The 13,588-nt window shown below is 70.1% G+C and carries 12 protein-coding genes; 7 read left to right on the top strand and 5 right to left on the bottom strand.

Annotated elements, in window-relative coordinates:
* Positions 1–73 precede the first annotated feature (73 nt).
* Positions 74–3,244, bottom strand: a complete 3,171-nt coding sequence (locus A5655_RS03290; protein WP_067005532.1) for an adenylate/guanylate cyclase domain-containing protein — start codon at positions 3,242–3,244, stop codon at positions 74–76.
* Between the two features lie 256 nt (positions 3,245–3,500).
* On the opposite strand from A5655_RS03290, the gene rplM reads away from it, so the two are divergent.
* The 5 genes from rplM (at position 3,501) to A5655_RS03265 (ending at position 7,487) form a co-directional block, all read left to right on the top strand.
* Positions 3,501–3,944, top strand: coding sequence for a 50S ribosomal protein L13 (gene rplM, locus A5655_RS03285; RefSeq protein WP_067005530.1), 444 nt, complete (start codon positions 3,501–3,503; stop codon positions 3,942–3,944).
* On the top strand, positions 3,941–4,423 hold the full coding sequence (gene rpsI, locus A5655_RS03280; protein WP_082978452.1) for a 30S ribosomal protein S9: 483 nt from the start codon (positions 3,941–3,943) through the stop codon (positions 4,421–4,423). Before rplM ends, rpsI begins: the two co-directional genes overlap by 4 nt.
* Before the next feature lie 126 nt (positions 4,424–4,549).
* On the top strand, positions 4,550–5,887 hold the full coding sequence (gene glmM / locus A5655_RS03275; RefSeq protein ID WP_067005528.1) for a phosphoglucosamine mutase: 1,338 nt from the start codon (positions 4,550–4,552) through the stop codon (positions 5,885–5,887).
* A 47-nt stretch (positions 5,888–5,934) separates the two neighbouring features.
* Complete coding sequence (locus tag A5655_RS03270; protein WP_067005526.1) at positions 5,935–6,222, top strand: hypothetical protein; 288 nt, start codon at positions 5,935–5,937, stop codon at positions 6,220–6,222.
* Positions 6,223–6,224: 2 nt separating this feature from the next.
* Positions 6,225–7,487, top strand: a complete 1,263-nt coding sequence (locus A5655_RS03265) for a hypothetical protein (protein WP_067005524.1) — start codon at positions 6,225–6,227, stop codon at positions 7,485–7,487.
* A gap of 4 nt (positions 7,488–7,491) precedes the next feature.
* On the opposite strand, the gene A5655_RS03260 is transcribed toward A5655_RS03265, so the two are convergent.
* The 4 genes from A5655_RS03260 to A5655_RS03245 form a co-directional block, all read right to left on the bottom strand.
* A complete protein-coding gene (locus A5655_RS03260; protein WP_067005522.1) occupies positions 7,492–8,535 on the bottom strand; it encodes an LLM class F420-dependent oxidoreductase in 1,044 nt (347 codons plus the stop codon).
* The gene (locus A5655_RS03255; protein ID WP_156764668.1) at positions 8,535–9,068 is read right to left on the bottom strand and encodes a hypothetical protein; all 534 of its coding nucleotides are present in this window, start codon (positions 9,066–9,068) and stop codon (positions 8,535–8,537) included. The genes A5655_RS03260 and A5655_RS03255 overlap by 1 nt, the downstream gene beginning before the upstream one ends.
* A 69-nt stretch (positions 9,069–9,137) precedes the next feature.
* A complete protein-coding gene (locus tag A5655_RS03250) occupies positions 9,138–9,977 on the bottom strand; it encodes a dienelactone hydrolase family protein (protein ID WP_067005517.1) in 840 nt (279 codons plus the stop codon).
* Positions 9,978–10,002: 25 nt separating this feature from the next.
* On the bottom strand, positions 10,003–10,206 hold the full coding sequence (locus A5655_RS03245; protein WP_067005515.1) for an Rv1535 family protein: 204 nt from the start codon (positions 10,204–10,206) through the stop codon (positions 10,003–10,005).
* Positions 10,207–10,749: 543 nt separating this feature from the next.
* Here A5655_RS03245 and glmS point away from each other — a divergent pair.
* Complete coding sequence (gene glmS, locus A5655_RS03240) at positions 10,750–12,615, top strand: glutamine--fructose-6-phosphate transaminase (isomerizing) (RefSeq protein WP_067005513.1); 1,866 nt, start codon at positions 10,750–10,752, stop codon at positions 12,613–12,615.
* Between the two features lie 49 nt (positions 12,616–12,664).
* The gene (locus tag A5655_RS03235; RefSeq protein WP_067005511.1) at positions 12,665–13,564 is read left to right on the top strand and encodes a DUF4436 domain-containing protein; all 900 of its coding nucleotides are present in this window, start codon (positions 12,665–12,667) and stop codon (positions 13,562–13,564) included.
* Positions 13,565–13,588: the final 24 nt, after the last annotated feature.

Genomic DNA, 13,588 nt, shown 5'->3' with positions numbered 1-13,588 from the left:
CTACCGGCCAGGACCAACTTCCTGACGGCAACCCACGTTCACATGTGAGCGAGGCCCCAGCCCCACATACCGTCTAGGGCATCGCCTCCGCCCAGGCGATGTGCCCGGCAAAGTCGAGCGATCTCGCCATGTCGCCGTAGCGATTCTTCAAGTCCGCATACGCGGCCGCATCGCGACGAGCATGCGCCACAAGGGCTTTCAGGCGCAGCAGCCAGATGTCGCGCATGGCCAGACCGTCGGTCGGCGTCGCCGCCAACCGCTCGATCGCCGCATCGGCTTCGGCGACGTCGGCGTCGCTCCCACGGTCCAGCAGTGTCTCCACCAGCAGACCCGTCGCGGGAAACGCCCACGCACCGCACGCCTGTTGTCCCTCGCGGAACAGGTCGCCGACGGCGGCGCGTACGAGCGACACGGCGTCGTCGCGGTCGCCGCCCCGGGTCCGCTCGCGCGCCACGTACGCGTCGACGATCGGCAATTCGCCGAGGTTGTGCCCCTGGCGCCGGAACACCTCGCTGAGTTCCGCCAGCAGCTCCTCCCCGCGCTCACGATCCGCGGCCGCCTGGCGGTGCACCAACGCGACGCCGGGCGCCATCTGGGCGAAGGCCAACGCGACGTCGTCACCGGATCGTTCGACGATCCGCACGGCGTCTTCGGTCTCGGCCACCGCCCGGTCGTCGGCCGTCAGGACCCCGAGCGGTATCCCCGGGTTGTAGATGTAGGCGACCACCAACGCGTACGACATCGGGTCGGCCTTGCGGGCCATGGCGAGACCCTGCTGCTGGTCGTCCGGCCAGCCGGGAAGACCCAGGCAATACCGGGCGATGGCCCGTGCGGTGAGGGCGACCGCCAGCGGGGAGCCGATGATGAAGTTGCCCTTCGACGGGTCGCCGTCGGCCATCTCGATGACCGTGTCCGACCACCGCAGCACGTCGGACCAATTGTTGTTCTCCATCTTGGCGAAGATCAGCGAAATCGACAGCCCCACCGTCAAGGTCGGATCGCCGAGCGCCTCGGCGAGGGTCCAGGCCTCCGACGCCAGCTGCGAGGCCTCGCGCGCCCGGGCCTGATGCGCGTGGTCCATCACCAACCCCGCCATCCCCATGGCCAGTGACACCTTGTCCCCGACGGCGGCGCACAGCTCGCGCAATTCGCTGAAGCGGTCGGCGACCCCTCGTGCATGGATTCGCCAGGCGATCGCGCACAACATGGTGCGCGGGGCGATGCGCATGGTCGCCCGGTTGGGATCCTCCGTGGGCAGGCGGTCGGCGATCGTCTGGGCGCGCTCCCAGCTCAGCCGGGCGGCGTTGATGTCGCGGTTGGTGGCCCACGTCGCCGCGCGCATGTGCCAGCTGAACGCGGCGTGCGGGTCGCCGGCGGCCTCCAGGTGCTCGGCGATCAGCGCCGCGTTCTGGTCGGCCTGATCGCCGGATTCGATTGCGGCGGCGACGCGCCGGTGCAGCTCGGCGCGATCCGATTTGAGTTGCGATTCGTAGGCCACGGTGCGGATCAGCGGATGGTGGAACACGTACTCGGGTTCTCCGGTGAACCTGATCTGGTCGACGAGCTCGGCCGCCAACAGGTCGTCCAGGCTGGGCTCGATGCCCAGCGTTTCCAGCAGGTCTCGGCTGAACCGCGAGCCGATCACCGCCGCGGCGCTCAACGTGCGCTTGGCCGCCCAGTCCAGCCGGTCGATGCGCGCGGCGATGGTCGCCTGCAGCGTGACCGGCACGCGGACTTCGGTGACCGCCGCCGCCGACACGTACGCACCGCGGTTGCCCCGCAGCACTCCGCGCTCGGCCAGTTCCCGCACCATCTCCTCGACGAAAAACGGGTTGCCGGCGGCGCGCTCGGCGATCGTGGCGTCCAGGCCGTCCACCGAGGGGTCCGGCCCGAGCAGCTCGCCGGCCAGCGCCGCGGCTTCCGAATCACTAAGCGGCGCAAGGGCGATGGTCTGCGCGCCGGTCACCTTGCTCAACGGGCCGCGATATTCGGGGCGGTAGGTGATCAGCACCAAGGAGGGAGTCTGCGGGGCCACCGCGACGAATTCGGCCATCATCGAGGCGCTGACCTGGTCGATCCAGTGCACGTCCTCGATGACGTAGACCGCCGGGCTTTGGCGGCCCAGCGCCGCGGCATTGACCAGCGCGGTCAACCGCCGCCGCCGCGCGTCCGGGTCGATCGTCGGTAGCGCGACGTCGGGATCGGCGATGCCCAACAGGTCATCGAAGAGCAACATGTCGTCCGGCTCGGCGTCGGGCACCCGGGACCGCAGCTCCGCGCGGGCCTCCGGCGCGTCCAGGTCGGCCACCCGGAAGCTCGCGCGCAGCATCCGCGCCACCAAATAGAATGGGACGTCGCTGGCGTGCGATTCGCAGTAGGCGGCGAACACGTCGACGCCCCGGGCCGCCGCCATCGCGGCGACCTCCCGCGCCAGGCGGCTCTTGCCGATGCCCGGCAACCCCACGACGCTGACCACGGCGCCGTGGACGTCGATGGCGCGCTCCAGCAAGCCCTCGATCGCGGTCATCTCCCATTGCCGGCCGACCAGATTCGACTCGGCCCGGCGGGCCGAACGATGCCCCTCGCCCGCGCCGAGTAGCCGATGGGCGGGCACCGGCGCGTCGACACCCTTGATCTGAACCAGCTCGGATTCGCCGAGGGCCGCGGCGCCCTCGACGAGTCGCGCGGTCGACACGCTGAGCATCACCGCGCCCGGCGGGGCGACCGATTCCATCCGCTGGGCAAGGCCGACCTGCTCGCCGATGGCGGTGTAGCCGAACGGCCCGGACCCGATCTCGCCGGCAATCACCTGACCGGAATTCAGACCGACACGCAACCGCAGTTCGATGCCGTCGCGGCGGTCGACCTCGGCGGCCAGCCGCGCGGTTTCCTCCTGGATGCCAAGCGCCGCAAGGCAAGCCCGGATGGCGTGGTCTTCCAGCGCCACCGGCGCGCCGAACACGGCCATGATGCCGTCGCCGGTGAACTTGTCGACCGTCCCGCCGTAGCGCTCGACGACCGCGGCGCACCGGTCGGCTAGATCGGCCATGATCTGCAGCAGCCGTTCCGCGCCGACCGCGGCGGCGATCTCCATCGAGCCGACCACGTCGGCGAACAGGACCGTGACCTGCTTGTACTCCGCGTGGGCGTCGCCGTCCTGGATCGGGGAACCACAGCTGTGGCAGAACCGGGCGTCCTTGAAGGGCTCGGTGCCACACGTCCGACACGCTGCTCCGGCCGTCATCCGACCTCCGCCAATCCGGGCCCACCGTTTGCTGGGTGATCTAAGGATAGGTTGCAGAGGTCACAAGGGCATCTTTGATACCAGTGTCGGCGATTTTGACCTGCGGGTATGACCATCGGTAAGCTGCTCGGTTGGCGTGCGGTACGCCGGGGCCTCGGGTCAATGTCGGTCGCCGAGATCAAACCCCACCGCGAACGCCTGACTGGCACCCGGCTCGACCCGGGATCCACCTCGAGAAGAAGAGAAGGTAAGCGCTGTGCCCACCTACGCGCCAAAGGCGGGTGACACCACACGGTCGTGGTACGTCATCGACGCCACGGACGTGGTGCTTGGCCGCCTTGCCGTCGGCGCGGCCAACCTGCTGCGCGGCAAGCACAAGCCGACGTTCGCGCCCAATGTCGACGGCGGTGACTTCGTCATCGTCATCAACGCCGAAAAGGTCGCCCTGTCCGGCGACAAGCTGCAGAGCAAGCTGGCTTACCGCCACTCGGGGTATCCCGGCGGGCTGCACAGCCGCACCACCGGCGAGCTGCTGGAAAAGCACCCGACCCGCGTCGTGGAGAAGGCGATCGTCGGCATGCTCCCCAAGAACAAGCTCAGCCGTCAGATCCAGCGCAAGCTCCGCGTCTACGCAGGTCCGGAGCATCCCCACACCGCCCAGCAGCCGGTTCCGTACGAGATCAAGCAGGTGGCCCAGTGACCGAGACAACCGAGGCCCTCGAGACCCCGGAGACGCCCGAGGCCCCTGAGGCCGAAGCTGCGGACGCCCGCCCTGCCGAGGCGTTCGTCTTCGAGCGGCCCATCCAGACCGTCGGCCGCCGCAAGGAGGCCGTGGTGCGGGTGCGCATCGTGCCCGGCACCGGCAAGTTCGACCTCAACGGCCGCAGCCTCGAGGACTACTTCCCCAACAAGGTGCACCAGCAGCTCATCAAGGCCCCGCTGGTCACCGTCGACCGGGTGGAGAGCTTCGACGTCTTCGCCCTGCTGCACGGCGGTGGCCCGTCGGGTCAGGCCGGGGCGCTGCGCCTGGGCATCGCCCGGGCCCTGATCGTGGCCTCACCGGAGGACCGGCCCGCGCTGAAGAAGGCCGGCTTCCTCACCCGTGACCCGCGCGCCACCGAGCGCAAGAAGTACGGGCTGAAGAAGGCGCGCAAGGCGCCGCAGTACAGCAAGCGCTGATCAGCGTCACTTTCTGGCGGCAACATCGCATCGTGCGGCGTGTCTGCGCGCGTTCGCGCGTGGTTTCGGTCAGAAAAGAACGGGCACGTTAGGTGTCTGAGCGCCAACTGTGAGAGGTTTGTCCGCATGGGTCGACTATTCGGCACCGACGGTGTTCGCGGGGTCGCCAATCGCGAGTTGACCGCCGAGCTGGCGTTGGCCCTGGGCGCCGCGGCGGCCCGGCGCCTGGCGAGTTCGGGCGGACCGGGCCGGCGGGTGGCCGTGATCGGCCGCGATCCCCGGGCCAGCGGCGAGATGCTGGAGGCCGCGGTGATCGCCGGGCTGACCAGCGAGGGCGTCGACGCGCTGCGGGTCGGGGTGCTTCCGACCCCCGCGGTGGCCTACCTGACCGGCGCGTATGACGCCGACTTCGGGGTGATGATCTCCGCGTCGCACAACCCGATGCCCGACAACGGCATCAAGATCTTCGGCCCCGGCGGCCACAAGCTGGACGACGGCACCGAGGACCAGATCGAGGAGCTCGTCGCGGCGGGGCCGGGGTTGCGGCCCGTCGGCGCCGGGATCGGCCGGGTCGTCGACGCCGAGGATGCGGCCGACCGCTACCTGCGCCACCTGTCCAAGGCCAGCACCCTGCGCCTGGACGGGCTGACCGTGGTGGTCGACTGCGCCCACGGCGCGGCGTCGTCGGTGGCCCCGCGCGCCTACCGCGCGGCCGGAGCGCGGGTGATCGCCATCAACGCCGACCCCAACGGGCTCAACATCAACGACGGCTGCGGTTCGACGCACCTGGACGCGGTGAAGGCGGCGGTCGTCGACCACCGCGCCGACCTGGGCCTGGCGCACGACGGGGACGCCGACCGGTGCCTGGCCGTCGACGCCAACGGGGAGCTCGTCGACGGCGACCACATCATGGTCGTGCTGGCACTGGCGATGCGGGACGCGGGCGAGCTGGCCTCCGACACGCTGGTGGCCACCGTGATGAGCAACCTCGGGCTGCACCTGGCCATGCGGTCGGCGGGCATCGCCGTGCGCACGACCGGCGTCGGTGACCGCTATGTGCTGGAGGAGCTGCGGGCCGGCGACTACAGCCTGGGCGGCGAGCAATCGGGTCACATCGTGATGCCCGCGGTGGGCTCCACCGGTGACGGCATCGTCACGGGCCTGCGATTGATGAACCGTATGGTGCAGACCGGCGCCTCGCTGGCCGACCTCGCCTCGGCGATGCGGTCGCTGCCGCAGGTGCTGATCAACGTCAAGGTCACCGACAAGGCCACGGCCGCCGCCGCGCCGTCGGTGCGGACCGCGCTCGAGGCGGCCGAGGCGGAGCTGGGTGACACCGGCCGAATCCTGTTGCGCCCCTCGGGAACCGAGCCGATGATCCGGGTCATGGTGGAGGCGCCCGAAGAGGGCGTCGCGCAGCGGGTCGCCACCCGGGTCGCCGAAGCGGTGAGTGGCGCCCGCTGATCGGTTAGCGGGGGAACCCCGGCGCGGCATCCGTCGTCGGATTAGGCATGAGATTCGACAGCTCGGCGGCGCTCAGGGTCGCCGACCAGATGGGCGCGGCGGCCGACGTGCTCGACCGCGCGGTGGCAGATCACTTGGCACGCTTGGCTTTCGGCGGTTCCGTCGCCGGCCGGGACCACGCCGCCCGCGGTGACGCCCTGCGCGTGCAGCTGGAGCGACTGACGGCCGAGGTCATGCAGTGGTCGCGCGCGGCGGCAGCGACGGCCGCGGCCCTGCGGGCCGGCGCCGAGAGCTACGCCGACGCCGAAATGTCCGCCACGGCGCGGATCGCCTGACCGTGGCCGACCGGTTGGACGTCGAAGGGCGCCTCGCCGAGGGCCGCTCGGCCGTCGAGCACACCGAGGCCTACGTGCGGGCGTGCCACGCGTTCGGCTACCAGCATCCCGGCCTGACGGCGCACCCCGCCCAGATCCGCGACTGGTACGAGGGCGAAGAAGGCCTGGACCTTCGCGCGCTGGACCGTGATTGCGCGGAACTGCGGGCCGCGGGCGCGGCGGTGATGGAGGCGCTCGCGATGCAGCGCGCGCAGCTCGCCCAGCTGGCCGCGGCGTGGCTGGGGCAAGGCGGGGACTCCGCGGTCCGGTTCCTGGAGCGCCATTGCGACGCCGCGAGCTCGGTGGCCACCGAGGTCCGCGCGGCGGCGCAGCGGTGCGAGTCGCTGCGCGACAACCTGTGGTACCTGGTCGATTCGAAGGTCACGACGGCCGTCGCCATCGACGAGGGCACGCGGGCGCAGCGGGCTTCGTGGTTGGCCGCGGTCGCCGCGGTCACAACCGGGGCGGGGGATCGGGCCGCCGCCGAGGAGGTGGTCCGCCGGGAGGTAACCCCATACGTGGACAACGAGATTCGCGACGACTGGCTGAGCGCGATGCGTTCGACGGCCGACGGGGTGGACACGTCCTACGCCATGGTGATCGACCGGATGGCCGCCGTGCCGGCGGCGCGCTTCGAGGTGCCCGGCGATTTCGGGCCCGGCGATCGGCCGCGCCCGGCCAGCCCGACGGCCGCGGGCCCGGTGGTCGCGCCCGCCCCGCCTCCCGCGCCGCCGGCGGATCCCGTTGCGGCGCCGGCGTTGTCAACCGCCGCGCCGCCGCTGCCCGACCTCGGGGCGGCGTCGGCCATGCCCGCGGGTGATGTGGGCGGTGGCCCGGGCGGGCTCGGCGCGCTGGCCGATCGGATCGTCGGCGCGATGGGGTCGCTGCTGGGTACGGCGGGTGACCGGGCGTCCATCGACGACGCCTTGGACGGCGACTTCGGCGACGACTTCGACGACGAGGATCCGTTCCACCCCGACGACGCCGGGGACAAGGCCGATCAACCCGAAGAGGCGAAAGACGTTGCCGAGGAGCGGGATTCCGCGGTCGCCGAGCCCGCGCAGCAGGCTCCGCCGGTGGACGAAGCCGCGCCGGCGCCGGTCGACGCGCCGCCGGCGCCGGTGGCCGCGCCGGTTGCGGAGCCCGGACCGGTCGCCGCGCCGCCGGCGCCCGGATCGACGCCGTGCGAGATCGCCGCGGACCAACTACCGCAGGCGGGGCAGTGATGGCTCAGGCGGGCCGCATCCGCAGCACGTCCTCGACGAAGCGCATCGATTCGCCGGGGTCGGTCCCCAGCGGGTTGACCAACAGCGTGGTCACGCCGGACTCGGCGAAGGCGGCCAGGCGTTCGGCGACGTATCCGCGGGGGCCGACGAGCGACATCCCGCGCACCAATTCGTCGGGCACCAACGCGGTGGCCTCGCGTTTGCGGCCCGACAGGTAGAGCTCCTGGATGCGGTCGGCGACCTCGCCGAACCCGTAGCGGGTGGCCAGGTTGTGGTAGAAGTTGCGGCCCTTGGCGCCCATCCCGCCGAGGTAGAGGGCCAGCTGCGGCTTGCTCCAGGCCAGCCGGTCTTCGACGTTGTCGCCGATTGCCAGCGAGGCGTGCACCATGACGTCGAGCGGCCCCAGCGCGGGGTCGCGCTTGGCGGCGCCGGCGGCCAGCGCCTCGCCCCACACCAGATGCGCCTTGTCCGGAAGGTAGAACACGGGCTGCCAGCCCTCGGCGATCTCGGCCGTCAGCTCGACGTTCTTCGGGCCCAGCGCCGCGATCGAGATCGGAATTCGTTCGCGCACCGGGTGATTGATGAGCTGGAGGGCCTTGCCCAGGCCGGTTCCGCGGTCGGCGGGCAGCGGGATCTGGTAGTGCTTGCCGGCGTATTGCACCCGCTCGCGGCGCCACACCTGCCGGCAGATCTCCACGATCTCACGGGTGCGGCCCAGCGGGGCGTCGAACTCGACGCCGTGGAAGCCCTCCATCACCTGCGGGCCCGAGGTGCCGATGCCGAGGCGAAATCGCCCGTCGGACACGAAATCCAGGCCCGCGGCCGTCATCGCCAGCAGCGACGGCGTGCGGATGTAGATGGGCAACACCCCCGACGCCAGCTCGACGGTGTTGGTCTTGGCGGCCAGATACCCGAGCTGGCTGACGGCGTCGAAGGCATACGCCTCGGCCACCACCGCCACCTCGATGCCGGCCTTTTCGAGCTCGACGACGCGGTCGACGGCCTCGTGAAAGCCGCCCGAATAATCCAGAGCGATCCCGATTCGCATCAACGAGAGATACCACGCGCGACCAGCCAGACCAGCAACGCCACCACCGCGGCGAAGAACAACGCCAGTAACGCGAGCCCGTACGCCTTCGCGAATCGTTCTCGGCGGTCGAGCCTCCCGGAGGCGTACTCGTCGACGACGAGGGCGCCCAAGCCAAGCCGCCCAACAAGATTGAGCCATTCGGCCTCGGTGACCACGTGGGTGGGGCCCTGTATCGACGAGCGACGTACGCCACCGCGCCAGGCGTATCGGAATTGCTTGCCACTCCACACCGCCTCCCGTATCGGGGCGGTCCCGATCCTCAAGTTCGGCGCGCCGGGAACCTGCAGGAGCAGCAGCGGCTGGGTGTACTCCTTCTTCGGCGGGCCTTCGGAGCTATCGGGCACCATGCGTGCGTATTTCGCGGGCGTCGCGTCGATCTGGGCAAGCCCGACCGAGGCAATGACCCGATCGGTGGCTTGATCAATGACCCGGATCGCGCCCTCGACCCCAAGGTCGAGGCTCAGGGTCGGCGGTGGCGGCACCTCGTCCAAGGGGGAGGGGACCGGAACCAGGTCGCAGCGCATCGTCGTCCCCAACACAGCCGATCCGTCGTCGCCGCGCTACTTCAGCAGCGCGACGACCTTCTCCTCGAGCGCGATCGGCTCGGCCTCGGGGTCCACCGGAACCGTCCGCGGCAGCTTCGCGTCCGCGTCGGCGAAGTCGCGGTACTTCTTGTCCCCGCCCAGCGCGTAGAGCAGGTAACCGGTCAGCAGCGCGCGGACGGATCGCTGGGTGCGCCGGTGCGGGCCCGGCAGTCCGACCATCTTGGTCAGCCGCCGGCCCTCGACCAGCCCCCCGGGCTGGGCCTTGGCGACGATGCGCAGCGTGGCCGCGTCCCACGCGGCGTCCAGCGCCAGGGCGTTGGAGTTCAGCGACTTCGGATCTCCCGGCGCGGTCAGGATCAAACCCGGGACCTTCAGCGTCGCGGCGGGCCGCTCGGCGGGGGGAGAGGTCACCGACGGGAACAGCGCCGCGACGGCGGCGGGTTTCTCGGGCATGCCGGCGGCGGCGAACACGCTCGCCGAGCCGCCGAAGCCGTGGCCCACCACGCCGAGCTTGGCCGGATGCACGCTGATCTTGCCGGGACCCAGGCGCACACCGGAAACGATGTCCAGGGCGGTGCCCAGGTCGAAGGCCAAGTTCAACACCGAGGGCGCCACGCCCCGCTGGGTGTCGGGGGCCCCGGCCACGATGCCCCAGGAGGCGAGGTGCTCCAGCAGGTCCGAATAGCGGGCTGCGCCGGCGAGCCAGTCATGGCCGAACGCGATGCCGGGCAGGTTGAGGCCCGCTTCGGGGGTGTACACCACCCCTGGCAAACCGGCGAAGGCCAGGTCACCGCGCAAAACCCGGTGCGGACCACGGCGGCTGAGGGCTGCGACGAGCTTCCGGATGCGGGCCACCCGTCGACGTTAGCGCATGCCGCCGCTAGGCCGTGACCTCGATAACACCCACCCGCCACAGCGCCGCGTACAGGTGGCGCAGCGGGATGCTCAGCAAACGCGAGGCCGCGTCTACCATCGGGTCGCCGCCGGCGGCCGGCGGGCGAGGGGTCCGCTTCGGCGCGGGCGCTACGGTCGGCCGTGGCGCGGGCGGCGCGGTCACCACTTCGTCGAACAGAACAGCGGTCATGATTCCCTCCTGAAAGATCTTTACCGGTCGTTCACCGATTCCCGGATTTCCGTTATTAATGTTTGCTGGATATTCATTTGCGTAAGGTTTACGAAAAGTTGAACTGTTGGCATATCACCCGATATTGAAAAGTCACTGGAGCGTTTACCCGCCGGATTTTCGGCGGTATCCCGTGGCGTTCAACCCCTGGCGTACAGGTAGATTCGCCGGTAAAGGCCGAGCGCCACCCCCGTTATTCGTTCCGCTGGCCTCGGGTTGTTGCCAGCTGTTACCCGACATTTCGAAGTGTAAAGCGAGTGGTTGCTGAGGAAAGGACGCCCACGGGAACGACACGAATACATCGGGTGAAATAAACGCCGATCGCTGATGAAGGCGGTATGAATGCATCGCTGCGGTCTCTCCCGTGCCGGTGTCCATGGCTACAGCCTCGGGCCCGCGCCTGGAGGGATTCTCAACGGTTTCTTGGCGCGGCCGGCGTGCGATATCCGCAGGTCGGGCCCGTGCTGGCGGTTCGGGCGCGATCGCTGCACTACCCTGTTCAGGATGTGCGGGATTGTCGGCTACGTCGGGCACCGCCCGGCCTGCGAGGTCGTCATGGACGCGCTGCGCCGGATGGAGTACCGAGGCTACGACTCATCGGGGATCGCGCTGGTCGACGGCCAGGGCAAACTCACCGTCCGGCGCCGCGCCGGGCGGCTGGCCAACCTGGAAGAGGCGGTCGCGGAGATGGCGCCGGCGGCCAAGGCGGGCACCGCCGGGCTGGGCCACACCCGCTGGGCCACCCACGGCCGTCCCACCGACCGCAACGCGCACCCGCACCGCGACGCCGCCGGCAAGATCGCCGTCGTTCACAACGGCATCATCGAGAACTTCCCGGCCCTGCGCCACGAGCTGGAGGCCGCCGGGGTGGAGTTCGCCAGCGACACCGACACCGAGGTGGCCGTGCACCTGGTGGCCCAGGCCTACCACCACGGCGACACCGCGGGCGACTTCGCCGCCTCGGTGCTGGCGGTGCTGCGCCGCCTCGAGGGCCACTTCACCCTGGTGTTCGCCAACGCCGACGAGCCGGGCACCATCGTCGCCGCCCGCCGCTCGACCCCGCTGGTGCTCGGGATCGGCGACGGCGAGATGTTCGTCGGCTCCGACGTGGCGGCGTTCATCGAGCACACCCGCAAGGCCGTCGAACTCGGGCAGGACCAGGCCGTGGTGATCACCGCGGACGGCTACCGCATCGCCGACTTCGACGGCAACCTGGACGTCGAGTACCGCGAGTTTCACATCGACTGGGACCTGGCCGCGGCGGAGAAGGGCGGCTACCCCTACTTCATGCTCAAGGAGATCGCCGAGCAGCCCACCGCGGTCGCCGACACCCTGCTCGGGCACTTCGTCGACGGCCGGATCGTCCTGGACGAGCAGCGCCTGTCCGATCAGGAACTGCGCGAGATCGACAAGGTGTTCGTGGTCGCCTGCGGCACCGCGTATCACTCGGGGCTGCTGGCCAAGTACGCGATCGAACACTGGACCCGGCTGCCGGTCGAGGTCGAGCTGGCCAGCGAATTCCGCTACCGCGACCCGGTGCTCGACCGCAGCACGCTGGTCGTCGCCATCTCACAGTCCGGCGAGACCGCCGACACCCTGGAGGCGGTCCGGCACGCCAAGGACCAGAAGGCCAAGGTGCTGGCGATCTGCAACACCAACGGCTCGCAGATCCCGCGCGAGTGCGACGCGGTGCTCTACACCCGCGCCGGCCCGGAGATCGGGGTGGCCTCGACGAAGACCTTCCTGGCGCAGATCGCGGCCAACTACCTGGTCGGCCTGGCGCTGGCGCAGGCGCGCGGCACCAAGTACCCCGACGAGGTCGAGCGCGAGTACCGCGAGCTGGAGGCGATGCCCGACCTGGTGGCCCGCGTGCTCGCGACGATCGAGCCGGTGGCCGCGCTGGCCCATCGGTTCGCGCAATCCTCGACCGTGCTGTTTTTGGGCCGCCACGTCGGCTACCCGGTGGCGCTGGAGGGCGCGCTGAAGCTCAAGGAACTGGCCTACATGCACGCCGAGGGGTTCGCCGCCGGCGAGCTCAAGCACGGCCCGATCGCGCTGATCGAGGACGACCTGCCGGTCATCGTCGTCATGCCGTCGCCCAAGAACTCCGCGATGCTGCACGGCAAGCTGCTGTCCAACATCCGGGAGATCCAGGCCCGCGGGGCGGTGACCATCGTGATCGCCGAGGAGGGCGACGACACCGTGCGCCCGTACGCTGATCACCTGATCGAAATCCCCGCGGTGTCAACCCTTTTGCAGCCGCTGCTGTCGACCATCCCGCTGCAGGTGTTCGCGGCGTCGGTCGCGCAGGCCCGCGGCTACGACGTCGACAAGCCGCGCAACCTGGCCAAGTCCGTCACCGTCGAATAGCCCGTACAATCTCCGGGCGGTCCATTCATCCGGAGTAGCGGGAGGCAAGTTGTCGGCGGACGGTTCCTCGGCGCGGGGCAGACGCTCCGGGAAAGTGTTGATCATCGGCCTGGTCGTCCTGTTCGTCGCGACCTATGCCGTCACGGTCGGGCTCTACTCCAGGTCCGGGTGCGGCTGCCCGCGCCAGGTCACCGAGGGTCAGCCGATGGCCGACGGCACCACCGTGACCATCGATCTGCAGGAGCTCCAGTCGGTCAAGGGCGGGCTGAACGGCAATGTCACCGTTTCGCCGGGGCGTGAGTTGCTGGATCCGCAGACCGGCGGCCTCACCGAAGATCTCACCGTCGCGGTCCACTCCGCGATGACTCCCACGAAGCGCAGCTGGCCGAAGGGCACGGTGCCCGGCGTCTCTCCCGTCCCGCTGACCATCACTGGCGACCCGTCGGATTGGCCCTTCGACCACTACCACTCGGGGCCCATCACGGTCGATCTCTTCCGCGGCGACTCCCCGGTGCCGCAACGGGCGTCGGTCACCTTCGTCGACCGCATTCCCGGCTGGCGGGTCGACATACCCGTCAGAGCCCGATCGGATATCGCCGCGCCCATCTCTGCGCCCTACCGCGTGGAATTGCGCCGCTCGCCGAGCACGGCGGCCTTCGCCGCCGTCATCGTCGCCATGATGATCGCGATCGCCGCGATCGGTCTCACGGTCGCCGTGCTGACGGCGCTCGACCGGCGAAAATTCCAGCCGCCGATGACGACGTGGTATGCGGCGATGCTGTTCGCGATCATGCCGCTTCGCAACGCCCTGCCGGACTCGCCGCCCATCGGGTCGTGGATCGATGTCACCGTCACGCTGTGGGTGATCGTCGCGTTGGTGAACGCGATGCTGATCTACATATACTGCTGGTGGCGACACCTGAAACCCGAGCCGGCCACCGTCGCGTAGCAACGCCCGGCATGCAACAGTTGA

The sequence above is a fragment of the Mycobacterium sp. 1081908.1 genome, assembly GCF_001673535.1.
Taxonomy (GTDB): domain Bacteria; phylum Actinomycetota; class Actinomycetes; order Mycobacteriales; family Mycobacteriaceae; genus Mycobacterium.
This window is presented reverse-complemented; position numbering and strand designations above follow the sequence as displayed.